General features: G+C 56.5%; 37 protein-coding genes. 34 read left to right on the forward strand and 3 right to left on the reverse strand.

What is annotated here, in order from left to right; all coding sequences use genetic code 11:
* The 30 genes from C7476_RS08320 to C7476_RS08465 form a co-directional block, all read left to right on the forward strand.
* A partial coding sequence (locus C7476_RS08320; RefSeq protein WP_458259306.1) for an EF-Tu C-terminal domain-related protein occupies positions 1-97 on the forward strand: 97 nt, incomplete at its 5' end.
* Positions 98-260: 163 nt separating this feature from the next.
* Positions 261-569, forward strand: coding sequence for a 30S ribosomal protein S10 (rpsJ, locus tag C7476_RS08325; RefSeq protein ID WP_008124902.1), 309 nt, complete (start codon positions 261-263; stop codon positions 567-569).
* 25 nt (positions 570-594) lie between these two features.
* Positions 595-1,347, forward strand: coding sequence for a 50S ribosomal protein L3 (gene rplC / locus C7476_RS08330; protein WP_114429382.1), 753 nt, complete (start codon positions 595-597; stop codon positions 1,345-1,347).
* A complete protein-coding gene (gene rplD / locus C7476_RS08335) occupies positions 1,347-1,967 on the forward strand; it encodes a 50S ribosomal protein L4 (RefSeq protein WP_106716811.1) in 621 nt (206 codons plus the stop codon). The genes rplC and rplD overlap by 1 nt, the downstream gene beginning before the upstream one ends.
* Positions 1,964-2,257: a 50S ribosomal protein L23 gene (locus tag C7476_RS08340; RefSeq protein WP_106716810.1), complete on the forward strand. Its 294-nt coding sequence runs from the start codon at positions 1,964-1,966 to the stop codon at positions 2,255-2,257. Before rplD ends, C7476_RS08340 begins: the two co-directional genes overlap by 4 nt.
* Positions 2,258-2,277: 20 nt before the next feature.
* Complete coding sequence (rplB, locus tag C7476_RS08345; protein ID WP_106716809.1) at positions 2,278-3,111, forward strand: 50S ribosomal protein L2; 834 nt, start codon at positions 2,278-2,280, stop codon at positions 3,109-3,111.
* A 15-nt stretch (positions 3,112-3,126) separates the two neighbouring features.
* Positions 3,127-3,405, forward strand: coding sequence for a 30S ribosomal protein S19 (gene rpsS, locus C7476_RS08350; protein ID WP_008124912.1), 279 nt, complete (start codon positions 3,127-3,129; stop codon positions 3,403-3,405).
* A 2-nt stretch (positions 3,406-3,407) separates the two neighbouring features.
* The gene (rplV, locus tag C7476_RS08355; protein ID WP_112526903.1) at positions 3,408-3,797 is read left to right on the forward strand and encodes a 50S ribosomal protein L22; all 390 of its coding nucleotides are present in this window, start codon (positions 3,408-3,410) and stop codon (positions 3,795-3,797) included.
* A complete protein-coding gene (gene rpsC, locus C7476_RS08360; protein WP_112526905.1) occupies positions 3,797-4,507 on the forward strand; it encodes a 30S ribosomal protein S3 in 711 nt (236 codons plus the stop codon). The genes rplV and rpsC overlap by 1 nt, the downstream gene beginning before the upstream one ends.
* 40 nt (positions 4,508-4,547) lie before the next feature.
* Entirely contained in the window at positions 4,548-4,961 is a 414-nt protein-coding gene (rplP, locus tag C7476_RS08365) for a 50S ribosomal protein L16 (protein WP_106716806.1), read from the forward strand.
* Positions 4,962-4,973: 12 nt separating this feature from the next.
* Positions 4,974-5,174 carry a 50S ribosomal protein L29 gene (rpmC, locus tag C7476_RS08370; protein ID WP_008124920.1) on the forward strand — a complete coding sequence of 67 codons (201 nt, stop codon included), beginning with the start codon at positions 4,974-4,976 and terminating at the stop codon, positions 5,172-5,174.
* A gap of 11 nt (positions 5,175-5,185) precedes the next feature.
* A complete protein-coding gene (gene rpsQ / locus C7476_RS08375) occupies positions 5,186-5,428 on the forward strand; it encodes a 30S ribosomal protein S17 (RefSeq protein WP_106716805.1) in 243 nt (80 codons plus the stop codon).
* Positions 5,429-5,588: 160 nt separating this feature from the next.
* Positions 5,589-5,957, forward strand: coding sequence for a 50S ribosomal protein L14 (gene rplN / locus C7476_RS08380; RefSeq protein ID WP_008124924.1), 369 nt, complete (start codon positions 5,589-5,591; stop codon positions 5,955-5,957).
* 10 nt (positions 5,958-5,967) lie between these two features.
* Entirely contained in the window at positions 5,968-6,279 is a 312-nt protein-coding gene (gene rplX / locus C7476_RS08385) for a 50S ribosomal protein L24 (protein WP_106716804.1), read from the forward strand.
* Positions 6,272-6,829, forward strand: coding sequence for a 50S ribosomal protein L5 (rplE, locus tag C7476_RS08390; protein WP_112526909.1), 558 nt, complete (start codon positions 6,272-6,274; stop codon positions 6,827-6,829). The genes rplX and rplE overlap by 8 nt, the downstream gene beginning before the upstream one ends.
* A 25-nt stretch (positions 6,830-6,854) precedes the next feature.
* Complete coding sequence (gene rpsN / locus C7476_RS08395; protein ID WP_106716802.1) at positions 6,855-7,160, forward strand: 30S ribosomal protein S14; 306 nt, start codon at positions 6,855-6,857, stop codon at positions 7,158-7,160.
* Between the two features lie 12 nt (positions 7,161-7,172).
* Positions 7,173-7,571 carry a 30S ribosomal protein S8 gene (gene rpsH / locus C7476_RS08400; RefSeq protein ID WP_106716801.1) on the forward strand — a complete coding sequence of 133 codons (399 nt, stop codon included), beginning with the start codon at positions 7,173-7,175 and terminating at the stop codon, positions 7,569-7,571.
* Positions 7,572-7,595: 24 nt separating this feature from the next.
* Positions 7,596-8,129 (forward strand): 50S ribosomal protein L6, encoded by a 534-nt coding sequence (gene rplF / locus C7476_RS08405; RefSeq protein WP_112526911.1) that lies wholly within the window; start codon positions 7,596-7,598, stop codon positions 8,127-8,129.
* A 12-nt stretch (positions 8,130-8,141) separates the two neighbouring features.
* Positions 8,142-8,504 (forward strand): 50S ribosomal protein L18, encoded by a 363-nt coding sequence (gene rplR / locus C7476_RS08410; RefSeq protein WP_106716799.1) that lies wholly within the window; start codon positions 8,142-8,144, stop codon positions 8,502-8,504.
* 356 nt (positions 8,505-8,860) lie between these two features.
* Positions 8,861-9,424 (forward strand): 30S ribosomal protein S5, encoded by a 564-nt coding sequence (gene rpsE, locus C7476_RS08415; RefSeq protein ID WP_091922984.1) that lies wholly within the window; start codon positions 8,861-8,863, stop codon positions 9,422-9,424.
* Positions 9,425-9,491: 67 nt separating this feature from the next.
* The gene (gene rpmD, locus C7476_RS08420; RefSeq protein ID WP_106663217.1) at positions 9,492-9,692 is read left to right on the forward strand and encodes a 50S ribosomal protein L30; all 201 of its coding nucleotides are present in this window, start codon (positions 9,492-9,494) and stop codon (positions 9,690-9,692) included.
* A 17-nt stretch (positions 9,693-9,709) separates the two neighbouring features.
* The gene (gene rplO, locus C7476_RS08425) at positions 9,710-10,186 is read left to right on the forward strand and encodes a 50S ribosomal protein L15 (RefSeq protein WP_114429383.1); all 477 of its coding nucleotides are present in this window, start codon (positions 9,710-9,712) and stop codon (positions 10,184-10,186) included.
* Positions 10,187-10,427: 241 nt separating this feature from the next.
* Complete coding sequence (secY, locus tag C7476_RS08430; protein WP_114429384.1) at positions 10,428-11,768, forward strand: preprotein translocase subunit SecY; 1,341 nt, start codon at positions 10,428-10,430, stop codon at positions 11,766-11,768.
* Entirely contained in the window at positions 11,765-12,415 is a 651-nt protein-coding gene (locus C7476_RS08435) for an adenylate kinase (protein ID WP_114429385.1), read from the forward strand. The genes secY and C7476_RS08435 overlap by 4 nt, the downstream gene beginning before the upstream one ends.
* Before the next feature lie 212 nt (positions 12,416-12,627).
* Positions 12,628-12,996, forward strand: coding sequence for a 30S ribosomal protein S13 (gene rpsM, locus C7476_RS08440; protein WP_008124949.1), 369 nt, complete (start codon positions 12,628-12,630; stop codon positions 12,994-12,996).
* Positions 12,997-13,127: 131 nt separating this feature from the next.
* Positions 13,128-13,517 (forward strand): 30S ribosomal protein S11, encoded by a 390-nt coding sequence (gene rpsK / locus C7476_RS08445; RefSeq protein WP_008124952.1) that lies wholly within the window; start codon positions 13,128-13,130, stop codon positions 13,515-13,517.
* A 128-nt stretch (positions 13,518-13,645) separates the two neighbouring features.
* Positions 13,646-14,659, forward strand: coding sequence for a DNA-directed RNA polymerase subunit alpha (locus C7476_RS08450; RefSeq protein ID WP_106716793.1), 1,014 nt, complete (start codon positions 13,646-13,648; stop codon positions 14,657-14,659).
* A gap of 124 nt (positions 14,660-14,783) precedes the next feature.
* Positions 14,784-15,212 (forward strand): 50S ribosomal protein L17, encoded by a 429-nt coding sequence (rplQ, locus tag C7476_RS08455; protein WP_114429386.1) that lies wholly within the window; start codon positions 14,784-14,786, stop codon positions 15,210-15,212.
* Between the two features lie 144 nt (positions 15,213-15,356).
* Positions 15,357-15,659: an ArsR/SmtB family transcription factor gene (locus C7476_RS08460; RefSeq protein WP_181872382.1), complete on the forward strand. Its 303-nt coding sequence runs from the start codon at positions 15,357-15,359 to the stop codon at positions 15,657-15,659.
* A gap of 13 nt (positions 15,660-15,672) precedes the next feature.
* Positions 15,673-16,059 carry a VOC family protein gene (locus tag C7476_RS08465; protein WP_114429387.1) on the forward strand — a complete coding sequence of 129 codons (387 nt, stop codon included), beginning with the start codon at positions 15,673-15,675 and terminating at the stop codon, positions 16,057-16,059.
* Positions 16,060-16,089: 30 nt separating this feature from the next.
* Here C7476_RS08465 and C7476_RS08470 read toward each other — a convergent pair whose 3' ends face one another.
* On the reverse strand, positions 16,090-16,701 hold the full coding sequence (locus C7476_RS08470; protein WP_114429388.1) for a LysE family translocator: 612 nt from the start codon (positions 16,699-16,701) through the stop codon (positions 16,090-16,092).
* An 88-nt stretch (positions 16,702-16,789) separates the two neighbouring features.
* Entirely contained in the window at positions 16,790-17,596 is an 807-nt protein-coding gene (locus C7476_RS08475; protein WP_114429389.1) for an AraC family transcriptional regulator, read from the reverse strand.
* 194 nt (positions 17,597-17,790) lie between these two features.
* Here C7476_RS08475 and C7476_RS08480 point away from each other — a divergent pair, with 194 nt between their 5' ends.
* The 3 genes from C7476_RS08480 (at position 17,791) to C7476_RS08490 (ending at position 20,861) form a co-directional block, all read left to right on the forward strand.
* Entirely contained in the window at positions 17,791-19,218 is a 1,428-nt protein-coding gene (locus C7476_RS08480; RefSeq protein WP_425373957.1) for a DegQ family serine endoprotease, read from the forward strand.
* 18 nt (positions 19,219-19,236) lie between these two features.
* Positions 19,237-20,550, forward strand: coding sequence for a replication-associated recombination protein A (locus C7476_RS08485; protein WP_114429390.1), 1,314 nt, complete (start codon positions 19,237-19,239; stop codon positions 20,548-20,550).
* Between the two features lie 101 nt (positions 20,551-20,651).
* On the forward strand, positions 20,652-20,861 hold the full coding sequence (locus C7476_RS08490) for a hypothetical protein (protein WP_114429391.1): 210 nt from the start codon (positions 20,652-20,654) through the stop codon (positions 20,859-20,861).
* Positions 20,862-20,960: 99 nt separating this feature from the next.
* On the opposite strand, the gene C7476_RS08495 is transcribed toward C7476_RS08490, so the two are convergent.
* Positions 20,961-22,736 (reverse strand): glucan ABC transporter ATP-binding protein/ permease, encoded by a 1,776-nt coding sequence (locus tag C7476_RS08495; RefSeq protein WP_114429392.1) that lies wholly within the window; start codon positions 22,734-22,736, stop codon positions 20,961-20,963.
* 200 nt (positions 22,737-22,936) lie between these two features.
* Between C7476_RS08495 and crcB the strand changes: the two genes are divergently transcribed.
* Positions 22,937-23,314, forward strand: coding sequence for a fluoride efflux transporter CrcB (gene crcB / locus C7476_RS08500; protein WP_114429393.1), 378 nt, complete (start codon positions 22,937-22,939; stop codon positions 23,312-23,314).
* Positions 23,315-23,348 lie beyond the last annotated feature (34 nt).

A 23,348-nucleotide genomic window follows, 5' to 3' on the forward strand; every position in this document is an offset into this window, starting at 1 on the left:
GATCGTGCCGATCGCCATGGAAGAGAAGCTGCGCTTCGCTATCCGTGAAGGTGGCCGCACGGTTGGAGCAGGGATTGTTTCTTCGATTATCGAATAATCGAAAAAACAAATCCCGGTTGCTACCAACCGAAACTAAAGGATTGCGAGGCGAAAGCCTCGCGGCAGGTGCAGGCATCGTCTCGGCGATTGCTGTATAAATTAAGGTTTTATGCAGAAGACGCCTGCTATTGGGCGTCTCTGCAAAACAAGGAAAAGATGAAATGAACGGTCAAAACATCCGCATTCGCCTCAAGGCGTTTGATCATCGGATCCTTGACGATTCGACGCGGGAGATCGTGTCGACTGCCAAGCGTACCGGTGCCAATGTGCGCGGACCGATCCCGCTTCCTACGCGGATCGAGAAGTTCACGGTTAACCGCTCGCCGCATATCGACAAGAAAAGCCGCGAACAGTTCGAGATGCGCACTCATAAGCGTCTTCTCGATATCGTAGACCCAACCCCGCAGACAGTTGACGCGCTGATGAAGCTCGATCTTTCCGCTGGTGTTGATGTCGAGATCAAGCTGTAAGGCTTGAGGACGGAAGGACGAACCGATGCGTTCAGGTGTAATTGCACAGAAGCTGGGCATGACTCGCGTCTACAACGACGCAGGTGAGCATGTGCCGGTGACAGTACTCCGGATGGAGAATTGTCAGGTTGTGGCTCAGCGTACAGTCGAGAAGAATGGCTACACTGCCGTTCAGCTCGGTGTAGGTCTGGCCAAGGTAAAGAATACGACGAAGAGCTTGCGCGGTCATTTCGCGACGGCTTCAGTCGAGCCAAAGGCTAAAGTCGCGGAATTCCGCGTCTCGGTCGACAATCTTCTCGATGTCGGCGTTGAGATCACAGCCGAACATTACGTTGCCGGCCAGAAGGTCGATGTGACTGGTACTTCTATCGGTAAGGGTTTTGCCGGTTCCATGAAGCGTCATAACTTCGGCGGTCACCGCGCAACGCACGGTAACTCGGTCACCCACCGCGCTCACGGTTCTACCGGTCAGCGTCAGGATCCGGGCAAGGTGTTCAAGGGCAAGAAAATGGCCGGTCATATGGGTTCGACCCGTATCACCACACAGAACATCGAAGTCGTTTCGACTGACCTCGATCGTGGCCTTATTCTGGTTCGTGGTGCTGTTCCTGGTTCCAAGGGTGCATGGATACTGGTACGCGATGCCGTCAAGGAAGCGCTGCCGGACAATGCTCCCAAGCCAGCTGGTCTCCGGGCGCTTGCAGTCGACGAGGCCGCAAACATTGAAGCAGCCGTGTCTGATGCAGAAGTCGCACAGGCAACCGAGGGAGCCGAATAATGGACCTTTCGATCACAACACTTGAAGGCAAAGAAGCCGGCAAGGTGAAACTCTCCGAGGAGATTTTCGGTCTTGAGCCGCGCGACGATATCCTTCAGCGCATGGTCCGTTACCAGCTTGCTCGCAAGCAGCAGGGCACGCACAAGGCAAAGGGCCGTTCGGAAATCGCACGGACCGGCGCCAAGATGTACAAGCAGAAGGGTACGGGCCGCGCCCGTCACCATTCGGCACGTGCTCCGCAGTTCCGCGGCGGTGGTAAGGCTCACGGTCCGGTTGTTCACAGCCACGATCATGACCTGCCGAAGAAGGTGCGTGCACTTGCACTTCGTCATGCCCTGTCCGCCAAGGTAAAGGCTTCCGACCTGATCATCATCGACGATCTTCTGTCGGCTGAAGCCAAGACCAAGGTACTTGTTTCGCAGTTCGCCAAGCTTGGCCTGGAAAATGCGCTTCTCATCGGCGGTGCCGAGATCGATGCGAATTTCCGCCGTGCCGCTTCGAACATCCCGAACATCGATGTTCTGCCAATTCAGGGCATCAATGTTTACGACATCCTGCGTCGTGGCAAGCTCGTGCTTTCCAAGGCAGCAGTTGAAGCTCTCGAGGAGCGTTTCAAATGACTGATCTTCGCCACTACGACGTGATCGTCAGCCCGGTCATTACCGAGAAGTCGACCCTGGTTTCCGAACATAACCAGGTCGTCTTCAACGTAGCCAAGAAGGCAACGAAGCCGGAAATCAAGGCTGCAGTCGAAGCGCTGTTTCGCGTGAAGGTTACTGCAGTCAATACAGCTGTGCGCAAAGGCAAGGTGAAGCGGTTCCGCGGCATCGTCGGGCGCCAGAGTGATGTCAAGAAAGCAGTCGTGACGCTTGCCGAAGGGCAGTCGATCGATGTTTCGACTGGTCTCTGAGGGGCCGTGGAGTAAAGACAATGGCACTCAAACATTATAATCCAACCACACCAAGCCAGCGTCAGTTGGTCATCGTGGACCGTTCGGAGCTTTACAAGGGCAAGCCTGTCAAGGCCTTGACTGAAGGTCTGTCGTCAAAGGGTGGTCGTAACAACACCGGTCGCATTACCGTGCGTTTCCAGGGTGGCGGGCACAAGCGCACATACCGCTTCGTTGACTTCAAGCGTCGCAAGCATGACGTGGCTGCCAAGGTCGAGCGGCTTGAATACGATCCGAACCGGACCGCATTCATCGCGCTCATCCGCTACGAAGACGGTGAGCTGAGCTACATCCTGGCGCCGCAGCGTCTGGCCGTTGGCGACAGCGTTATCGCTGGCGCGCAGACGGACGTGAAGCCGGGCAATGCCATGCCTCTGCAGGCTATGCCGGTCGGCACCATCATCCACAATGTGGAGATGAAGCCGGGCAAGGGCGGTCAGATCGCTCGCTCCGCCGGTACGTATGCGCAGCTCGTCGGCCGCGACCAGGGCATGGCAATCCTTCGCCTGAACTCAGGTGAACAGCGCCTCGTGCACGGTTCGTGCTTTGCCACGGTCGGTGCGGTATCGAACCCTGACCATGGCAACATCAACCTTGGTAAGGCAGGTCGCAGCCGTTGGCTCGGTCAGCGCCCGCACAATCGTGGTGTTACCATGAACCCGGTCGATCACCCCCACGGTGGTGGTGAAGGCCGTACGTCAGGCGGACGTCATCCGGTTACTCCGTGGGGCAAACCCACGAAGGGCAAGAAGACGCGCTCCAACAAGTCGACGGACAAGTTCATCGCTCGTTCGCGTCATCAGCGCAAGAAGTAAGAGAGGTAGTCTGAAATGGCTCGTTCAGTTTGGAAAGGCCCGTTCATCGATGGCTATCTTCTCAAGAAGGCTGAGAAGGTACGTGAGGGCGGTCGCAGTGAAGTTATCAAGATCTGGAGCCGTCGCTCCACGATCCTGCCGCAGTTCGTCGGTCTGACCTTCGGCGTGTACAACGGTAACAAGCATGTTCCGGTTTCGGTCAACGAAGAGATGATCGGACACAAGTTTGGTGAATTCGCTCCGACGCGTACCTATTACGGGCACGGCGCGGACAAGAAGGCGAAGAGGAAATAACGATGGGCAAGGCTAAGGCTCCGCGCCAGCTTAAGGACAACGAGGCGAAAGCCGTTGCCCGCACGCTCCGCATCAGCCCTCAGAAGCTTAATCTGGTGGCTGCTCTTATTCGTGGCAAGAAGGTCAACGCCGCTCTTGCCGACCTGGAATTTTCGCGCAAGCGCATTGCAGGCACGGTGAAAAAGACTCTCGAATCGGCTATCGCCAACGCAGAAAACAACCACGACCTGGATGTTGATACGCTGGTTGTTGCTGAAGCCTATGTAGGCAAGTCAGTCGTGATGAAGCGCTTCCATGTTCGTGGTCGCGGTCGTGCAAGCCGGATCGAGAAGCCATTCTCGCATCTGACGATCGTCGTTCGCGAAGCTGAGGAAAAAGGGGAGGCCGCATAATGGGCCAGAAGATTAATCCGATTGGCTTCCGCCTCGGCATCAACCGCACCTGGGACTCGCGTTGGTACGCGAATACCGGTGAATACGGCAAACTGCTGCACGAAGACCTGAAGATCCGCAAGTATCTGATGGACGAACTGAAGCAGGCAGCCATCTCCAAGGTGGTCATCGAGCGTCCGCACAAGAAGTGCCGCGTCACGATCCATGCTGCACGTCCGGGTCTGATCATCGGCAAGAAGGGCGCCGATATCGAGAAGTTGCGCCGCAAGCTGTCAGAAATGACCAATGGCGACACAACGCTCAATATCGTTGAAGTCCGCAAGCCGGAAACAGACGCAGTTCTCGTTGCGCAGTCTATCGCTCAGCAGCTGGAACGTCGTGTTGCTTTCCGCCGTGCCATGAAGCGTGCCGTTCAATCGGCAATGCGTCTTGGTGCAGAAGGCATTCGTATCAATTGCTCGGGCCGTCTCGGCGGTGCGGAAATTGCGCGTATGGAATGGTACCGTGAAGGCCGCGTGCCTTTGCATACCCTTCGTGCCGATATCGATTACGGAACTGCTGAAGCACACACTGCCTACGGCATTTGCGGCGTCAAGGTCTGGGTCTTCAAGGGCGAAATCCTTGAGCATGATCCAATGGCTTCCGAACGCCGCGCTGTTGAAGGTGATGCCAGCCATCAGGGTTCGGGCCGTCGCCGCGAAAACGCTTAAATAGCGTCTTTCGGAAACGAGAATTTTGGAGTAGAGAACAATGCTGCAGCCTAAGCGCACAAAGTTCCGCAAGCAGTTCAAGGGCCGTATCCACGGCGCATCGAAGGGCGGCACGGACCTTAATTTTGGTGCTTTCGGCCTGAAGGCCCTCGAGCCGAACCGCGTTACCGCGCGTGAGATCGAAGCCGCTCGCCGTGCAATTACCCGTCACATGAAACGTGCCGGTCGTGTGTGGATCCGGATTTTCCCGGATGTGCCGGTCACATCGAAGCCTACTGAAGTCCGCATGGGTAAAGGTAAGGGTTCGGTTGACTATTGGGCATCCCGTGTCGCGCCAGGCCGTGTCATGTTCGAGCTCGACGGAGTTTCGGAAGAAACTGCTCGTGAAGCCCTCCGTCTCGGAGCGGCCAAGCTTTCGGTCAAGACGCGCTTTATTCAGCGCATCGCAGAATAAGGGGTGGATGTCATGAAATCCGCAGAAGTCCGGGCCTTGAGCCTCGATCAGTTGAATGAAGAGTTGGGTTCCCTGAAGAAAGAGCAGTTCAACCTGCGCTTCCAGAAGGCAACCGGCCAGTTGGAAAAAACCGCTCGCGTCCGGCAGATCCGCCGTGATATTGCGCGCATCAAGACTGTCGCCCGCCAAAAAGCGGTCGAGAGCAAGGCTTAAGGAAGAAAACCATGCCTAAACGCATTCTGCAGGGCGTTGTCGTGAGCGACAAAAACGACAAGACCGTTGTGGTCAAGGTCGAGCGGCGCTATTCGCACCCGCTCCTCCAGAAGACTGTGCGCCAGTCCAAGAAGTACAAGGCGCACGATGAGAGCAACCAGTTCAAGGTTGGCGATATGGTTTCCATCGAGGAATCCAAGCCGATTTCGAAAGACAAATGCTGGGTTGTCGTAACCGACGCCCCCGCAAGTTAAGTAACTATCTGACTTGCTGCGCGGTGCGCAGCAAAACTCTGAATGGCTCATAATCCTTTCCAAAAATCGAAGTGATTTTTGGGGTTATGAGCGAAAGACGCAGCAATCGCGAGGGGCAAGGAAAGCCCAGTCCGGTTGAACAAGAAGAAGGCGGCTAGTCATGATTCAGATGCAAACAAACCTCGACGTCGCGGATAATTCCGGCGCACGTCGTGTCATGTGCATCAAGGTGCTGGGCGGCTCGAAGCGGAAATATGCTTCGGTCGGCGACATTATTGTCGTTTCGATCAAGGAAGCAATTCCGCGCGGCCGTGTGAAAAAGGGTGACGTGATGAAGGCGGTGGTTGTTCGTACCGCCAAGGACATCCGTCGCGCAGATGGTAGCGTTATTCGTTTCGACAAGAACGCTGCTGTCCTGATCGACAACAAGAAAGAGCCTATCGGCACCCGTATCTTCGGACCGGTTCCGCGCGAACTTCGCGCAAAGAGCCACATGAAGATCATCTCGCTGGCTCCAGAAGTATTGTAAGGAGCAGACGATGCAGAAGATCCGTAAAGGCGACCGCGTTGTCGTTCTAGCTGGTAAGGACAAGGGCCGTACCGGCGAAGTAATCAAAGTTTTGCCGAAGGACGAGCAGGCGCTCGTTCGCGGCGTTAATCTTGTAAAGCGTCACCAGAAGCAGACACAGACCCAGGAAGCCGGCATCATTTCGAAAGAAGCGCCGCTCCATCTGTCGAACATTGCTATCGCCGACAAGGATGGAAAGCCGACCCGCGTTGGCTTCAAGATCCTCGAGGACGGCAAGAAGGTACGTGTAGCAAAGCGTTCAGGAGATCTGATCGATGGCTGATGCAAAGATCGAACCCCGTCTGAAGAAGCAGTACCTGGAAGTGGTACGTAAGGCGCTTCTCGAGGAGTTCAAATACGACAACGAGATGCAGATCCCGCGCATCACCAAAGTTGTTCTCAACATGGGTGTGGGCGAGGCAACTGCCGACTCCAAGAAGCCAACTGTCGCAGCTGAAGATCTGGCATTGATTGCCGGCCAGAAGGCGGTTATTACCCGTGCGCGCAATTCGATCGCAACCTTCAAGGTTCGTGAGAATATGCCGATCGGAACGAAGGTCACTCTTCGCAAAGAGCGCATGTATGAATTCATCGATCGCCTGATCAACATCGCGCTTCCGCGCGTTCGAGATTTCCGCGGTCTGAACCCGAAGAGCTTTGACGGTCGTGGCAACTTCGCCATGGGCATCAAGGAGCACATTGTGTTCCCGGAAATCAACTACGACAAGGTTGATCAGATCTGGGGCATGGACATCATCGTTTGTACGACTGCAAAAACGGATGATGAAGCACGCGCTCTCCTGCGCGCCTTCAACTTCCCTTTCCGCCAGTAACGGCAAGCGTAGCGAGGTATTTGAAATGGCAAAGACGAGCGCAGTCGAAAAGAACAAGCGCCGCGGTCTTCTGGTAAAGCGTTTCGCTGCAAAGCGTTCGCGCCTGAAGGCTGTCGTGATGAATCAGTCGCTTCCTCTGGATGAGCGCTTCCGCGCGACCATCCAGCTGGCAGAGCTGCCACGCAATTCCGCCAAGGTTCGTATTCGCAATCGTTGCGAAGTTTCGGGCCGTCCGCGCGGTTATTACCGCAAGATCAAAATGTCGCGTATCGCATTGCGCCAGCTGGGTTCGCTCGGCCAGGTGCCTGGCATCGTGAAGTCGAGCTGGTAAGGGAGAAGACAGATGTCTATGACAGATCCTCTCGGCGATATGCTGACCCGTATCCGTAACGCAACCATGCGCAAGAAGGGCAAGGTTTCGACCCCGGCCTCCAAGCTGCGCGCCCGCGTTCTGGATGTTCTTCAGGCTGAAGGCTATATCCGCGGATACAGCCAGGTTGATTTCGACAACGGCAAGTCCGAGATTGAAATCGAACTGAAGTATTTTGAGAACGTGCCGGTGATCCGCGAGATCACCCGTATTTCGAAGCCTGGCCGTCGCGTTTACGTTTCGGTCAAGTCGATCCCGCAGGTTGCGAACGGACTTGGTATTTCGATCCTGTCGACGCCGAAGGGCGTCATGGCAGACCACGAGGCACGTGAACAGAATGTCGGCGGCGAACTGCTCTGCCGTATATTCTAAGCACCGGCTTGAAAGGTTTGAAAAATGTCTCGTATCGGTAAAAAACCAGTGGCAGTCCCGCAAGGCGTAACAGCCAGCGTAGACGGCCAGACCATCAAGGCCAAAGGCCCGAAGGGTGAACTCAGCTTCGTCGCCAACGACGATGTTGTAGTCAAGTTCGAAGACGGTGCTGTCAGCGTCAATCCGCGTGACAACACCAAGGTTGCTCGTTCGAAGTGGGGCATGAGCCGCACCATGGTCGTTAACATCTTCACGGGTGTTAAGGACGGCTTCGAAAAGCGCCTGGAAATCAGCGGCGTCGGCTATCGTGCGGCAATGCAGGGCAAGAACCTGCAGCTGTCGCTCGGCTTCAGCCATGAAGTTGTCTACAAGGTGCCGGAAGGCATCACTGTTGCCGTACCGAAGCCGACGGAAATCGTCGTGACCGGTATCGACAAGCAGCAGGTTGGCCAGGTAGCAGCCGAGATTCGCGAATATCGGAGCCCGGAGCCTTACAAGGGCAAGGGCGTGAAATATGCGGGCGAGAAGATCGTTCGTAAAGAAGGTAAGAAGAAGTAAGGAATTCGTGTCATGGCATCGCCGAAAGAAATCATTCAGCGTCGCGCTTCGCGTGTTCGCCGCCAGCTCAAGGCGGTTGCCGGTGACCGTCCGCGGCTCAGCGTCCACCGTTCTTCGAAGAATATCTATGCGCAGGTCATCGACGATGCGCGTGGTCATACAATTGCATCCGCATCCACTCTCGAAGCTGACCTCAAGGGTCAGCTGAAGACCGGTGCAGATTCGGACGCAGCGGCATTGATCGGCAAGCTCGTTGCAGAGCGCGCTGTTAAAGCCGGCATCAAGGAAGTTGTCTTCGATCGTGGCGCCTACATTTACCACGGCCGTGTCAAGGCACTTGCTGAAGCTGCCCGTGAAGCAGGTCTTAGCTTCTAAGACCTACCGTTCACGCCATGGCGGCCTGCAAATGGCGTTTTTCTGCGATCCGGTGCTCACGTACCAAATGTACGCTGCGCTCCGGTTCTCGAAAACCACCATTTTCGGCTCGCCCTGACCTGAACAGACACACAAGCCTTATGACCTGGTCGTAGGGTAAAGAATATCGAAGTCCGGAACTGCAGGGGCTCGCCTCTTGCAAGCCGGACTTCGATAGCGCATAAGCCCCCCTGAACCGGACGGTTTGCGGGAATTCTGCGCAACAAGGACCGTTACCGCGGCCTATGTGTATCCAAGTGGGTGCACGGCACGGTAAAATCATTCGTGCTACCGGAAAAGAAAAAGGAATTAGGAGCATGGCACAGGAAAAGAGAAGCCGCGAAGATCGCGGCCGCAACGAAGAGCGCGATAGCGAATTCGTTGACAAGCTCGTACACATCAACCGCGTCGCCAAGGTCGTCAAGGGCGGCCGGCGTTTTGGCTTTGCTGCTCTCGTCGTTGTCGGCGATCAGAAGGGCCGCGTTGGTTTCGGTCATGGCAAGGCACGCGAAGTGCCGGAAGCTATCCGCAAGGCAACTGAATCCGCCAAGCGCGAAATGATTTTCGTACCGCTGCGTTCGGGCCGTACCCTTCATCACGATGTTGAAGGCCGTCATGGCGCCGGCAAGGTTCTGCTTCGCGCAGCCACAGCTGGTACAGGTATCATCGCCGGTGGTCCTATGCGCGCCGTCTTCGAGACGCTTGGCGTACAGGACGTTGTTGCCAAGTCGCTCGGTTCGTCGAACCCATACAACATGGTTCGCGCGACGTTTGATGCCTTGAAGCATCAGATGCACCCGAAGGACATCGCTGCCCAGCGCGGTATCAAGTATTCGACACTGCAGGCTCGCCGCCGCGATGTGGTCGGTTCGGAAGAATAGGCCATAATTGGCGCAGCAGGGCAGGGCCACTGGCTCCTGCTCACTGTAGAGACTAAAGGACAAAGTCATGGTTGAGAAGAAGAAGGGTAAGACGGTTACGGTCGAACAGATCGGCAGCCCTATCCGCCGTCCGGCAGAGCAGCGCGCAACGCTGATCGGCTTGGGCCTCAATAAGATGCATCGCCGCCGTACGCTTGAAGATACGCCTTCAATTCGCGGCATGATTGCAAAGGTTCAACATCTCGTCCGCGTTGTGGACGAGGCTTGATACCGGAGATTAGACAAATGAAACTCAATGATCTGAGTGAAAATCCAGGCGCCACCAAGACACGCAAGCGCGTTGGCCGTGGTATCGGTTCCGGTTCCGGCAAGACTGCCGGTCGCGGTGTGAAGGGACAGAAGTCGCGTTCGGGCGTTGCCATCAACGGTTTCGAAGGCGGACAGATGCCACTCTACCGCCGCTTGCCAAAGCGCGGTTTCACCAACATCTTCTCGAAGAACTTCAACGTTGTGTCGGTTGGCCGCATCCAGGTTGCCATCGATGCCAAGAAGCTCGATCCCAAGACAACGGTCACGCTCGACACCCTCAAGGCTGCCGGTATCATCCGCCGCGCCAAGGATGGCGTGCGTCTCTTGTCCGATGGCGAGATCAAGACTGCTGTGACCTTCGAGGTTGCCGGTGCGTCGAAGGCGGCGATCGAAAAGATCGAAAAGGCCGGCGGCACCGTCAAGCTTCCAGCTGCTCCCACTGCCGCTGAATAAAATGACTATACAAGCGGCGTTCTTCGTGATCGCCGCTTGTACCTTTTCTTCCCGCATCATATGTAACAAAAAAACTAATCGATTTTTTTGTCAGATATGATGCGTAGTTTTGACTGCTACTGCGTCCTTTATGCGTCCAGGTGGACGCATGGCGCGGTAGTGCACATATCTGGGTAGGACCATCGATTCCCGCTGCGGGTAACAAGATGGAGCCCCGAAAGGGCACAGACCGGAGACTATAATGGCTTCAGCCGCTGAACAGCTCGCGTCAAATCTCAATTTCTCTGCTTTCTCGAAGGCCGATGAGCTCAAGAAGCGCATCTGGTTTACGCTTGGCGCATTGCTGGTCTACCGGCTCGGAACTTACATCCCGTTACCGGGTATCAATCTTGCCGCCTATGCTCAGGCCTTCAACAATCAGTCGCAGGGCATTCTCGGCATGTTCAACATGTTCGCCGGCGGCGCTGTTGCGCGCATGGCGATCTTTGCACTCGGTATCATGCCCTATATCTCGGCTTCGATCATCGTCCAGCTGATGACTTCGGTCGTTCCGGCGCTTGAGCAGCTGAAGAAAGACGGCGAGCAGGGCCGCAAGGTCATCAACCAATATACGCGCTATGGTACCGTGCTTCTGGCAACGGTTCAGGCTTACGCGATTGCCGCGGGCCTGCAGGGCAGTCAGGGTATCGTTACCAATCCCGGACCGTTCTTTATGTTCTCGACGGTGATCACGCTTGTCGGCGGCACGATGTTCCTGATGTGGCTGGGCGAGCAGATTACTGCACGCGGCATTGGTAACGGTATCTCGCTGATCATCTTCTCCGGCATCGTCGCCAACCTGCCGCAGGCCATTTCCGGTACTCTGGAACTCGGCCGTACCGGTGCGCTGTCGACCGGCATCATCCTTGCGATCATCGTTCTGACGGTCGCCGTCATCGGCATTATTGTTTTCGTCGAACGAGCACAACGCCGCCTGCTGATCCAGTATCCGAAGCGTCAGGTCGGTAATCGCATGTTCCAGGGCGATACCTCGCATCTGCCGCTGAAGCTGAACACGGCCGGCGTTATTCCGCCGATCTTCGCCTCCTCGCTGCTGCTGTTGCCAGCTACCATTGCCGGCTTCGCGCAGAGCCATCAGATGCCAGCCTGGGCAACGACCATCCTGTCGTCGCTCGGTCATGGCCAGCCTGCCTATATGGGGCTTTATGCAGCGATGATCGTCTTCTTCGCCTTCTTCTATACGGCGCTTGTCTTCAATCCGAAGGACACGGCCGACCAGTTGAAGAAGCATTCAGGTTTCATCCCCGGCATTCGCCCCGGCGAACGTACTGCTGAGTATATCGATTATGTTCTGACGCGTGTCACAGTTCTCGGTGCAATCTACCTGGTCGTCATCTGCATGCTGCCTGAGTTTCTGATTTCGTGGGCCGGCGTTCCATTCTATCTCGGCGGTACATCGCTGTTGATTGTCGTGAGCGTCACGCTCGATACGGTTGCACAGATCCAGGGTCATCTGATTGCGCACCAGTATGAAGGGCTGATCAAGAAGTCGAAGCTCCGGGGAGGGAAACGCAACAGATGAGATTAATACTTCTCGGACCACCGGGGGCAGGTAAGGGAACTCAGTCTCAGCGCTTGGTAGAAAAATTTGGCGTACCGCAGCTCTCCACGGGGGACATGCTGCGTGACGCGGTGAGGGCCGGAACCGATGTCGGTTTGCGTGCCAAGGCTGTCATGGATGCCGGCAAGCTGGTGTCCGACGAGATCGTCAACGCAATCGTCTCGGAACGCATCGATCAGCCGGATGCGGTCAACGGGTTTATTCTCGACGGTTATCCGAGAACATTGATCCAGGCCGACGCGGTCGAGAAGATGCTGGCTGACAAGGGTCTCGAGCTCGATTGCGTGATCGAGCTCGAAGTTGATGACAATGTCCTGGTCGAGCGTATATCCGGCCGCTATTCCTGCGCGAAGTGCGGCACCGGATATCACGACACCAACAAGAAGCCGCATGTGGCGGGCGTCTGCGACAAATGCGGTTCGACGGAATTCAAGCGCCGTCCGGACGACAATGCCGAAACGGTGCGCACGCGCCTCGAGGCCTACTACAAGCAGACCTCTCCGCTGATTGGCTACTACTACGCCAAGGGCAAGTTGAGGAAGGTCGATGGCATGGCGGACATGGACGACGTCACCGCATCGATCGAAAAAATTCTGTCGGAGTTATAAGTCTGACATAATTTCATCGAAGGAGTTGACTTTTCACGGCGATTCCTTCAAGTACGGCGCAAATTCGCTTGGGAATATAAAGCGGTCGGCGCCGATCCGGTAAGAGAGGTTCGGGGCTGATCGTTTGTGTTTGTCCCCGAATATAATTTTCATCCCGTCATCTGGCTGCCGCATTGGCCATCCAGCTCTGCCGGTTAACAAGGAGAACAGGCGTGGCTCGTATTGCTGGCGTCAACATCCCGACGAACAAGCGCGTTGTTATCGCGCTTCAGTACATTCACGGGATTGGTCAAAAGTTTGCACAGGAAATCGTCGAGAAAGTCGGCATTCCTGCAGAGCGTCGCGTCAATCAGTTGACCGATGCGGAAGTGTTGCAGATTCGTGAAACAATCGATCGCGATTACCACGTTGAAGGTGATCTGCGCCGCGAAGTTTCGATGAACATCAAGCGTCTGATGGATCTGGGCTGCTACCGCGGCCTGCGTCATCGCCGCTCGCTGCCGGTTCGCGGTCAGCGTACGCATACCAACGCGCGTACCCGCAAGGGTCCTGCCAAGGCAATTGCCGGCAAGAAGAAGTAAGATTTTCCGGCGCGGTTCGCTGCGCCGGTTTCGTCTTTTCGGGCGAACAAGTGCTGGTTTCGCACTTTAACTGAAACCACGGTGTAGCCTCTGGAAATACGGAGGCGTCGAGATCAACTGAAAGGACTACCATGGCCAAAGAAGCCACGCGCGTTCGCCGTCGCGAGCGCAAGAATATTTCGTCGGGCGTTGCCCACGTTAATTCGACATTCAACAATACGATGATCACCATCACGGATGCACAGGGCAATGCGATTGCCTGGTCTTCCGCCGGTGCACAGGGCTTCAAGGGCTCACGCAAGTCCACGCCTTTCGCTGCCCAGATGGCTGCTGAAGATTGCGCCAAGAAGGCGCAGGAACATGGCATGCGCTCGCTCGAAGTCGAGGTTTGCGGACCGGGCTCCGGCCGTGAGTCGGCTCTGCGCGCACTGCAGGCTGCCGGTTTCACGATCACATCGATCCGCGATGTGACGCCGATTCCGCACAATGGCTGCCGCCCGCGCAAGCGTCGCCGCGTATAATTTTATTGCGACAAGCATAGGCCGCAAGAGCTGGCTTTCAGCTCCCCGGTTTCGAACCCCGATGTGGGGTTTCCACGCCTCAATGCCACGATTGGATGGTGGTAAAGGCAAGGATGAAGGAAAAATAGATGATCCAGAAGAACTGGCAAGAATTGATCAAGCCGAACAAGGTCGAGTTCCAGACCTCCGGCTCGAAGACCAAGGCAACGGTCGTCGCTGAGCCGCTGGAACGCGGCTATGGCTTGACGCTCGGCAACGCCTTGCGCCGTGTGCTCCTGTCCTCGCTGCGCGGCGCTGCCGTGACAGCTGTACAGATCGACGGCGTTCTGCATGAATTCTCGTCGATTCCCGGCGTGCGTGAAGATGTGACGGATATCGTCCTCAACATCAAGGAAATCGCTATCCACATGGAGAGCGATGGTCCCAAGCGCATGGTCGTCCGCAAGGAAGGCCCGGGCGTCGTTACGGCCGGCGATATCCAGACTGTTGGCGATATCGAGATCCTCAATCCGGATCACGTTATCTGCACGCTCGATGAAGGCGCTGAAATCCGCATGGAATTCACCGTCAACACCGGCAAAGGCTACGTTCCGGCTGACCGCAACCGCGCAGAAGACGCTCCGATCGGCTTGATCCCGGTCGATAGCCTTTACTCGCCGGTCCGCAAGGTATCCTACAAGATCGAGAACACCCGCGAGGGCCAGGTTCTCGATTATGACAAGCTGATCCTCTCGATCGAGACCGATGGTTCGATCTCGGGTGAGGATGCCGTCGCCTATGCAGCGCGTATTCTCCAGGACCAGCTCGCGATCTTCGTCAACTTCGACGAGCCGCAGAAGGAAGTTCAGCAGGAACAGGTTACCGAACTCGCGTTCAATCCTGCACTGCTCAAGAAGGTCGATGAACTCGAACTTTCGGTTCGCTCGGCAAACTGCCTGAAAAATGATAACATCGTCTACATCGGCGATCTCATTCAGAAGACAGAAGCAGAGATGCTGCGCACACCGAACTTCGGCCGCAAGTCGCTGAACGAAATCAAGGAAGTTCTCGCCTCCATGGGTCTCCATCTCGGTATGGAAGTTCCTTCATGGCCGCCAGAGAACATCGAAGATCTCGCGAAGCGTTACGAAGACCAGTATTAAGCAATTCCAGGAAAACTGGACGCCGGTTTTCCGTCAGGAATTGCGACAACTAAACCACCCGGGCTCTGCCCGAATTTAAAGCCCGGGCCATGAGCCCGAAAAAGAGAAACTAAGGAGAAGGCTCATGCGCCACGGTAATTCAGGCCGCAAGCTTAACCGGACTGCCAGCCATCGCAAGGCGATGTTTGCCAATATGGCTGCATCACTGATCGAGCATGAGCAGATCGTGACAACGCTGCCCAAGGCCAAGGAAATTCGTCCCATCGTTGAAAAGCTTGTCACGCTCGGCAAGCGCGGTGATCTGCACGCTCGTCGTCAGGCCATTTCGGCCATCCGCGATGCCAAGCTCGTAGCCAAGCTGTTCGATACGCTTGCTCCGCGCTATGGCCAGCGCAATGGCGGCTACATCCGCATCATGAAGGCAGGCTTCCGCGCCGGTGACAATGCACCGCTCGCAGTTGTCGAATTCGTCGATCGCGATGTCAACGCCAAGGGTTCCAAGGATTTGGCCCGCGTTGAAGCCGAACGCGAAAACGAAGCCGAAGCAGCGTAAGCAACGCTTCGGCTTAGAATTGAGAATTGAGAAGGGGGCTTACGCTCCCTTTTTCTGTTTGCTCTAGGTTGCGTCCTCTCACATCGGGCGACCTGGTCGACAGATAGGTGGATTCTGTGGCTTGACATGCAGGTATTTTACTGCATGTTTGTATACGTGCACGACGAACAACTCGACTTGATCTTCAAGACTCTCGGCGACGCGACCCGGAGGCGCATCCTCGATCTTCTTCAGGAGCGTTCTGAGCGGTCATTGTTCGAGATCTGCGCCTCATTTGCCGCCGCCGACGGCAAGAGCCTATCCCGACAAACGATTTCCCAGCATCTCGACATGCTGGAAAGGGCTGGATTGATCATAACCTCTTGGAAGGGCCGGACCAAAACCCATTCCTTGAATGTCGCGCCAATGCAAGTGGCGACTAACCAGTGGCTGAAGAAGTATCTGTAGGAAAGGCATCACCATGCGAATCTATGTGACCAGCGTCTTAGTCGATGACCAAGCAAACGCCCTCAGGTTTTACACCGATAAGCTCGGCTTCATTTTGAAGCACGACATCCCCGTAGGAGAACACCGGTGGCTGACACTGGTGTCAAAGGAGCAACCCGAGGGAACGGAACTGCTGCTTGAGCCGAGTGAGCACCCTGCCGTCAAACCCTTCAAGAACGCGCTCGTCAAAGACGGTATTCCCGCAACGTCATTTCAGGTCCAGGATCTGAATGCGGAGTTCGCAAGGCTTCACGACCTCGGGGTGGTGTTCACAGTCGAACCGATGGACGCTGGAACTGTACGAATGGCAGTTTTGGACGACACTTGTGGGAACCTCATCCAACTGGTCGAGATGAAATGAGTTGGGCGCGCGTGGCGCGATTAGGCATGATTACCGATCGGCAAGCGCAAGCTTTACGCCCAGCGCAACAAACGCTCCGGCGAAACTGCGGCGCATCCATGTCAAGACGCGCGGACGCGAGATGACCTGATCGCGGACCGAGGCGGCGAAAAGGCCGTACCCGACGAACACGACGAAGGTCATCAGCATGAAAACGGCGCTCAAGGTTAGCATGCGCGAGAGTGGATTCGGCTCCGTGGCGCTGACGAATTGCGGCAGGAATGCCAGGAAGAAAATCGATAGTTTCGGATTGAGGATGTTGATCAGGATCGCGGTGATCGTCACCTGCATCAGCGACTTTTCTCCAGCTTCGCTGTCGACATTCAGCGAGCCTTTCTCGCGCAAAGCGTTCCAGGCCATATAGAGCAGATAGACAACGCCGGCATATTTGAAAGTGTGGAAGGCGAGGGCACTGGTGTGGAGAATTGCCGCCAGCCCTCCGATAGCTGCCGCCATGTGCGGGATGATGCCAATGGTGCAACCAAAAGCCGCCGCGACACTGGCCCGGGCGCCGCGCGCGAGACCTGTCGCCAAGGTGTAAACGACACCCGTACCGGGCGACATGACGATGATCAACGAAGTCATGAGGAATTCGAAGCCCACAACTATTCTCCTTCTGCATGCTCAGAGAATGAACTGAAGCCGATCAGGAGACGCTCGTCTTGAACAGGATTGCAGCTGGAGCAGAAAATCACGCAAAAGCGGCAGCATAGGCGCCGGGGGAGAGCCCGTATGTGCGCACGAACAGGCGGGTCATGTGGCTCTGATCAGCAAAGCCGCTCGTAGCGGCCGCATCGGCTAACGGCGATCCGCTCGCGATCAGACGGCGGGCAAGGTCGATCCGGCGTTGCATGAGATAGGCGTGCGGTGTGAAGCCGGTCGCTTTGACAAAGCCGCGCAGAACCTGAAACCGGCTCAATCCACTTGTTCGCGCAAGATCGGCAAGCGTTACCGGAAAAGTCGGCTCATCATCGATCAAATTCCTCGCGCGGTCGATGACTGCAAACGCCCGGCTTGAACCATCCTGTTCACTGCGTTCGCGGACAATCGTCGGGAGCAACTGCAGCAGGAGTTCTTCGCGCTCGAGTTCGGGCGAATTGGCGGTTGTCATGATTGCGAAAAGGCGCTGGAAAACAGTCGCGACACTGGCGTCGCTCATAACGGGTCGGATGAATTCGCGGGTGTTCGCGGCGCCTTCATTCATGTCGTCGATGGCTTCGCTGATGATCGCCGGATCGAAATAGAGCATGCGCCATGAACGTCCTGCATCGCCGATCGGCATGCCATCATGCACCTCGCCCGGGTTGACGGTGATGATGTCGCCGGGACCTGCCTCCACTTGGCCGCGGCCGCTCAGGGATTTCTGCGCGCCTTGATGAATGACGCCGATTCCATATTGCTCATGCGAATGGCGTGGAAAGGCATGGTTCGTGGCAGCTTCCACCACCTCGATACCGGGAACTTCGCATGGAAATATCCTGAACTGGCCTTTTTGCATGTCCTCGGTTTCTCAAGATACCTGTGGTTTTATTATTATCCCAAATATGGCGATGCATGAAGACGGTGTCGTGTACATCCCAACTGGTACCTTATGTCTCAAATTTGCTTTGTTTCTTCGCTGGTATCTCGCTTCGAAATCACCACATTGGTCGAGACAGTTTTGATTGATTCATCACGTACCGGGAGATTGATATGAGTTCCAAAGCCGCTGCATCAGCGCGGGCACTTTTCCTCTGTACCGCTATGTTTTCCGGAATGGTGATGCCGCTCCATGCCCAAACAGCGACGGATACGGCAAAGCAATTGCCTACGACGCGCAGCGAGCTGCAGCTCTCTTTTGCGCCGCTGGTGAAGCAAACGGCGGGTGCGGTCGTGAACGTTTATGCGGCACAAGAGGTGCAGACACGTTCGCCCTTTGCCGGTGACCCCTTTTTCGAGCAATTCTTCGGCAGTGGACAATTCAATGCACCGCCGCGCGTGCAATCGTCGCTCGGTTCAGGCGTGATTACCGATCCTTCCGGGATTATCGTTACCAATAATCACGTGATCCGCAATGCCGATACGGTGAAAGTCGCACTGTCCGATGGGCGTGAGTTCGACTCGAAGGTTCTGCTCAAGGATGAATCGACCGATCTTGCAATTTTGAAGATCGACGCGGGCGAGCCATTGCCGTCTTTGGGATTGGGGGATTCCGACAAGGTCGAAGTCGGCGATCTGGTGCTCGCCATCGGCAATCCCTTCGGCGTCGGCCAGACGGTGACGAGCGGCATCGTTTCGGCGCAGGCGCGCACGCGGGTTGGCATTTCAGATTTCGACTTCTTTATCCAGACCGACGCTGCGATCAATCCTGGCAATTCCGGTGGTGCGCTGATTGGCATGGATGGCAAGCTCATCGGTATCAACACGGCAATATTCTCGCGCTCCGGCGGGTCGGTCGGCATCGGTTTTGCTATTCCGGCCAATATGGTACGCGCCGTTGTCGAGACGGCGAAGGGAGGCGCAGACAGGTTCGAGCGGCCCTATATCGGCGCCACTTTCCAGAATGTGACACCCGATGTGGCTGAAGGTCTGGGCATGAAGCAGCCCTATGGCGCATTGGTGACCAATATCACGAAGGGCAGCCCCGCCGAGAAGGGCGGACTTCTCGTCGGCGATGTGGTGTTAACCGTCGATGATGTAAGGATCGAGAATCCCGATGGGCTCGGCTATCGCCTGACGACAGCCGGAATTGGCAGGGCAGTTAAACTCGGCGTGCTCAGCCGGGCAGCGGAAAAGACGGTGACGGTTTCGCTCGAAAAGCCTCGCGCCGACTCTCCGGACAATCAATTGATGATCGGAGGCAAGAACCCGCTGTCCGGCGCGCTCGTCCTCAAGCTGACGCCAAGCAGCGCCGCTCGGCTGCAGCTGCCACCGGATACGGATGGTGTGGCGGTGGACAAGGTGACCCGCAATTCGCCGGCCGCGCGCATCGGTTTGCGTCCCGGAGATATCATCCGCGGAGTCAATGGCGAGGAAATCGATACGATTGCCGATCTAAGTAAGGCGATGTCCAGCGACCCTTCGCTTTGGCGCTTCGAATTCGAGCGCGGCGGTGCCATAATCCGGCAAATCATTCGCTAAGCGAGGCAAATAGAGAATATGGCTGACCTGTTTTCGGTCAATGACGATCCGGCATTGGACAGGAGCCGGCCGCTTGCGGACCGATTGCGGCCAAAATCACTGGGCGAGGTCACCGGTCAAGAGCATCTGACGGGACCTGAAGGCGCCCTGACGCGGATGATCGCATCCGGCTCGCTCGGCTCGATGATTTTCTGGGGACCGCCCGGAACAGGCAAGACGACCGTGGCGCGGCTTCTTGCCAACGAAACGAACCTCGCATTCGAACAGATCTCGGCGATCTTCTCAGGTGTGGCGGACCTGAAGAAGGTCTTCGACATGGCGCGTTCGAGAAAAATGTCCGGCCGCCAGACATTGCTGTTCGTCGACGAAATACATCGCTTCAACCGGGCGCAGCAGGATTCGTTCTTGCCAGTGATGGAGGACGGCACGATCGTTCTTGTCGGCGCGACGACGGAGAACCCGTCCTTTGAATTGAATGCGGCGTTGTTGTCGCGTGCTCGTGTGCTGGTGTTTCATCCGCATGACGAGGCAAGCCTGACCGCTCTGCTCGAGCGCGCAGAAGTCCATGAAGGCAAGCCCCTGCCGCTGAATGACGAGGCGCGGGCGAGCCTTGTGCGTATGGCCGATGGTGACGGGCGGGCAATCCTGACGCTGGCCGAGGAAGTCTGGCGCGCGGCGCGGGATGGTGAGGTTTTCGACGCGGAACGGGTGCAGCAGATCGTCCAGCGGCGCGCGCCGGTCTATGACAAGAGCCAGGACGGTCATTACAATCTGATCTCGGCGCTGCATAAATCCGTTCGGGGTTCCGATCCTGATGCAGCACTCTATTACCTTTGCCGCATGTTCGATGCGGGCGAAGACCCGCTCTACCTCGGGCGGCGGCTCGTGCGGATGGCAAGCGAGGACATCGGCATGGCCGATCCACAGGCGCTTGTGATCTGCAATGCCGCCAAGGACGCCTATGATTATCTGGGCTCGCCGGAGGGTGAATTGGCGCTGGCGCAGGCTTGCGTCTATCTCGCCACCGCACCGAAATCCAATGCGGTTTATCTGGCATACAAGGCGGCAACACGCGCTGCCAAGGAAAATGGTTCGCTCGTGCCGCCGAAGCACATCCTCAATGCGCCGACGAAGCTGATGAAGGGTGAAGGCTACGGCAAGGGCTATGCCTACGACCATGATCAGCCGGAGGCTTTTTCAGGACAGAATTATTTTCCGGAAGCGCTCGGCCGCCAGACGTTTTACGATCCGCCGGAGCGCGGCTTCGAGCGCGAGATCCGCAAGCGCATCGATTACTGGAACAAACTGCGGCAGGAGCGCGGGGAGGAATAAGCCGCTGTGTTAGCTGATCCTTTGGAGCCCCTTAGACCATCGTCCAATTGACGGATAGGCGCACGTTATTGGAATATGATCCTTTGACAAGGAGTATATTCATGCCCCGCGATCCTAAAGATTTGCTTCACGAGATTATTGATGTAGCAGAGTGGGTTCCCCTTGAGGAGGGCGTCAAGAGATACAATGAACTCGCTAACAAGGACGATCCTGATGTCATACCAGTATTGGTATTGCGGACGGAAGACCTCGCGGGCGATGAGGCCGATGACGAACCATCCGACGAGGACCTGCACGACGCCGAGCTGTAGGCAGCGTGCGCGAGGTAGTTGCGCTGGGGTTTAATATGCCAACGCCGCCCTGATCGTTGGATAGGGCGGCGTTGAAGGTTCCTAAGAAGTCCGAGCTTTTCAGGCTGCTTCTGGCTTGCGCGGGAAGGGAGTTACATTGGCTGTATCGTCGTCGAGCTTCAGGCCACCCGCCTTGAGCAGCGAACTGAAGCGGCCGTTCTGGCGCGCCAGGGCATCGAAGCTGCCGGACTCGACGATTTCGCCCTGATCCATGAAGAGCACGATATCGGCATCGCGGACAGTCGATAGACGGTGGGCGATAATGAAGGTCGTGCGGTTCTGGCACAGCTTGTCCACGGCAACCTTGACGCGTGCTTCCGTCTCGACGTCGAGTGCACTGGTCGCCTCGTCAAGCACAAGGATCGGCGCGTCCTTGAGGATGGCGCGGGCGATAGCGACGCGTTGACGTTCACCGCCCGACAGCTGCGAACCGCGCTCGCCGACAACAGTCCCGTAGCCAGCAGACTTGGCGAGAATGAAGTCGCTCGCATCGGCGGCTTCGGCCGCAGCAAGCACATCCTCGTCGCTGGCCTTCGGGCGACCAACGCGGATATTGTCTTCGATCGAGCGGTTGAACATGCCCGCATCCTGAAACACGGTGGCAATTGCGTTGCGCAGCGACCGGCGGCTGACCGTACGCGTATCGATACCATCGACCAGAATGCGGCCCTCCTTCGGATCGTATACGCGCTGCAAGAGATTGATCAGCGTCGTCTTGCCGGCACCTGTCGGGCCAACGATGGCGACGGTCTGCCCAGCCTTGGCTTTGAACGAAACGTTCTTGAGGCCCTGTGTCGAATTGGCGAACTCGAAGGAAACATTCTCGAACTCGACGTTACCGCTGACATTATCGATATCGTGTGCAGCCTTCGGCTCGACCGCATAGGCAGCCGAAGCCTCCATCTCGAAGAAGTCTTCCAGCTTGGCGCGCGCCGCGAAAATCTGGTTGACGAACGCACTGAGCTGGTCGAGACGACCGATCAGCAGTGTGGCGAAGCCGATGAAGGACACGACCTGACCAACCAGCATTTCACCTTGCATGACGAAATGGGCGCCGAGGGCGAGAACCACAAGGATAGATATTGTAGAAGCCATGCGATTGATACCGGCGGCCAAGGCCCACCAGTTCAACACAGGGTACTGCGCGGCAAGCAGCTGTTTCGCGTAGGACTGCAGCGCGCGCGTTTCTTCGTCGATGCGGTTGTAGCTCTGCAATACGGAGAGATTGCCCATCGAGTCTGTAACGTGGCTGAAGGCCGTGATGTGATGGCGCTCGACCTGGGCCTGACCGTCCTTGGTCTTGGCTGTCACAAAGCGGCTCACGAGGACGTAAACGACACCCAGAACCGCCAATACTGAGGCCAGACGCCAGTCTTGCGTCACAGCCAACGGAATGAGGCCTCCCAGCGCCACTGCGGTTGCGAGATGTGTGCGCATGAATTCGAGCCAAAGGCCAAACAGCGTCTCAATAGCACGCAAAAGCGTATGCATCGCATTGGACGTGCCACGCTGATGGTGCCAGGAAAGTGGCATACTGATTACGCGATTGTAGGATTCTGTGAGTACGGCAAGCTTGCGCCGGTGCGCAAGGCGGTCGGCCTCGCGTGCAACCAGGACATTCGCGCCGATGTGGAACAAACCAACCGCGGCCAATTGAGTAAGCGGGAGCCAAATGTCGGACTTGTCGGCAATTGCCTGGATGACGAGACCCATAAGCAATGGCTCGAACAACATCGTCAATGCCAAGGCGACGTTGACGGCGCAGATAAACATAGTCGCGCGCTTTTCAGCGCCGAGATATTGGAGCGATTTCCAATAGATGTTTAACAATGACACTTTGCCACTCCGCTACTGGGGCCCGCTACTCACGCTGTTGAAATGACACTGCATCAGACTCTTGTGCACCGCAATATTCAATGCTCTAAAGTTAAGCCAGTTCCGCGTTCCTGTGTGGAACATTTTTCTACGTCGCGTAACGTCCCGTGATGATTCAACCATTTGAGTTGGCAACATAAACTGCGCAGGCTGAATGTAAAATGAACGCAATATTACTTGTGGCTTCAGGTGGAGCCATCGGATCTGTCGCGCGATATCTTGTCGGGGTCGGGATGGCGCGGGCCTTCGGCGTTGCCTTCCCGTACGGAACACTGGCGGTGAATGTCATTGGCGGCTTTCTCATGGGGCTTTTCATCGAGCTTCTCGCCCGCCGCTTCGAGGGATCGCCTGAACTGCGGCTATTCATAGCCGTCGGGATTCTTGGCGGCTTCACGACGTTTTCGTCATTCTCGCTGGATGTCGCGGTGCTTTGGCAACGCGGTGAACTCGCAATCGCTCTTTTTTATATGCTGGCGAGTGTGATCTTGAGCATTGGCGCGCTGTTTTTAGGATTATGGCTCGCACGGCTGACTGGTTAGTGCTATTCGCATGCCTGATTGAAAGGCAGAGTTG

The sequence above is a fragment of the Phyllobacterium bourgognense genome (assembly GCF_003337575.1).
In the GTDB taxonomy this organism is placed as follows: Bacteria; Pseudomonadota; Alphaproteobacteria; order Rhizobiales; family Rhizobiaceae; genus Phyllobacterium; species Phyllobacterium bourgognense.

Coding starts and splice junctions, on each gene's coding strand:
- rpsJ (WP_008124902.1), top strand. CDS start 261: ATGAACGGTCAAAACATCCGCATTCGCCTCAAGGCGTTTGATCATCGG.
- rplC (WP_114429382.1), top strand. CDS start 595: ATGCGTTCAGGTGTAATTGCACAGAAGCTGGGCATGACTCGCGTCTAC.
- rplD (WP_106716811.1), top strand. CDS start 1,347: ATGGACCTTTCGATCACAACACTTGAAGGCAAAGAAGCCGGCAAGGTG.
- C7476_RS08340 (WP_106716810.1), top strand. CDS start 1,964: ATGACTGATCTTCGCCACTACGACGTGATCGTCAGCCCGGTCATTACC.
- rplB (WP_106716809.1), top strand. CDS start 2,278: ATGGCACTCAAACATTATAATCCAACCACACCAAGCCAGCGTCAGTTG.
- rpsS (WP_008124912.1), top strand. CDS start 3,127: ATGGCTCGTTCAGTTTGGAAAGGCCCGTTCATCGATGGCTATCTTCTC.
- rplV (WP_112526903.1), top strand. CDS start 3,408: ATGGGCAAGGCTAAGGCTCCGCGCCAGCTTAAGGACAACGAGGCGAAA.
- rpsC (WP_112526905.1), top strand. CDS start 3,797: ATGGGCCAGAAGATTAATCCGATTGGCTTCCGCCTCGGCATCAACCGC.
- rplP (WP_106716806.1), top strand. CDS start 4,548: ATGCTGCAGCCTAAGCGCACAAAGTTCCGCAAGCAGTTCAAGGGCCGT.
- rpmC (WP_008124920.1), top strand. CDS start 4,974: ATGAAATCCGCAGAAGTCCGGGCCTTGAGCCTCGATCAGTTGAATGAA.
- rpsQ (WP_106716805.1), top strand. CDS start 5,186: ATGCCTAAACGCATTCTGCAGGGCGTTGTCGTGAGCGACAAAAACGAC.
- rplN (WP_008124924.1), top strand. CDS start 5,589: ATGATTCAGATGCAAACAAACCTCGACGTCGCGGATAATTCCGGCGCA.
- rplX (WP_106716804.1), top strand. CDS start 5,968: ATGCAGAAGATCCGTAAAGGCGACCGCGTTGTCGTTCTAGCTGGTAAG.
- rplE (WP_112526909.1), top strand. CDS start 6,272: ATGGCTGATGCAAAGATCGAACCCCGTCTGAAGAAGCAGTACCTGGAA.
- rpsN (WP_106716802.1), top strand. CDS start 6,855: ATGGCAAAGACGAGCGCAGTCGAAAAGAACAAGCGCCGCGGTCTTCTG.
- rpsH (WP_106716801.1), top strand. CDS start 7,173: ATGTCTATGACAGATCCTCTCGGCGATATGCTGACCCGTATCCGTAAC.
- rplF (WP_112526911.1), top strand. CDS start 7,596: ATGTCTCGTATCGGTAAAAAACCAGTGGCAGTCCCGCAAGGCGTAACA.
- rplR (WP_106716799.1), top strand. CDS start 8,142: ATGGCATCGCCGAAAGAAATCATTCAGCGTCGCGCTTCGCGTGTTCGC.
- rpsE (WP_091922984.1), top strand. CDS start 8,861: ATGGCACAGGAAAAGAGAAGCCGCGAAGATCGCGGCCGCAACGAAGAG.
- rpmD (WP_106663217.1), top strand. CDS start 9,492: ATGGTTGAGAAGAAGAAGGGTAAGACGGTTACGGTCGAACAGATCGGC.
- rplO (WP_114429383.1), top strand. CDS start 9,710: ATGAAACTCAATGATCTGAGTGAAAATCCAGGCGCCACCAAGACACGC.
- secY (WP_114429384.1), top strand. CDS start 10,428: ATGGCTTCAGCCGCTGAACAGCTCGCGTCAAATCTCAATTTCTCTGCT.
- C7476_RS08435 (WP_114429385.1), top strand. CDS start 11,765: ATGAGATTAATACTTCTCGGACCACCGGGGGCAGGTAAGGGAACTCAG.
- rpsK (WP_008124952.1), top strand. CDS start 13,128: ATGGCCAAAGAAGCCACGCGCGTTCGCCGTCGCGAGCGCAAGAATATT.
- C7476_RS08450 (WP_106716793.1), top strand. CDS start 13,646: ATGATCCAGAAGAACTGGCAAGAATTGATCAAGCCGAACAAGGTCGAG.
- rplQ (WP_114429386.1), top strand. CDS start 14,784: ATGCGCCACGGTAATTCAGGCCGCAAGCTTAACCGGACTGCCAGCCAT.
- C7476_RS08460 (WP_181872382.1), top strand. CDS start 15,357: ATGTTTGTATACGTGCACGACGAACAACTCGACTTGATCTTCAAGACT.
- C7476_RS08465 (WP_114429387.1), top strand. CDS start 15,673: ATGCGAATCTATGTGACCAGCGTCTTAGTCGATGACCAAGCAAACGCC.
- C7476_RS08475 (WP_114429389.1), bottom strand. CDS start 17,596: ATGCAAAAAGGCCAGTTCAGGATATTTCCATGCGAAGTTCCCGGTATC.
- C7476_RS08480 (WP_425373957.1), top strand. CDS start 17,791: ATGAGTTCCAAAGCCGCTGCATCAGCGCGGGCACTTTTCCTCTGTACC.
- C7476_RS08485 (WP_114429390.1), top strand. CDS start 19,237: ATGGCTGACCTGTTTTCGGTCAATGACGATCCGGCATTGGACAGGAGC.
- C7476_RS08490 (WP_114429391.1), top strand. CDS start 20,652: ATGCCCCGCGATCCTAAAGATTTGCTTCACGAGATTATTGATGTAGCA.
- crcB (WP_114429393.1), top strand. CDS start 22,937: ATGAACGCAATATTACTTGTGGCTTCAGGTGGAGCCATCGGATCTGTC.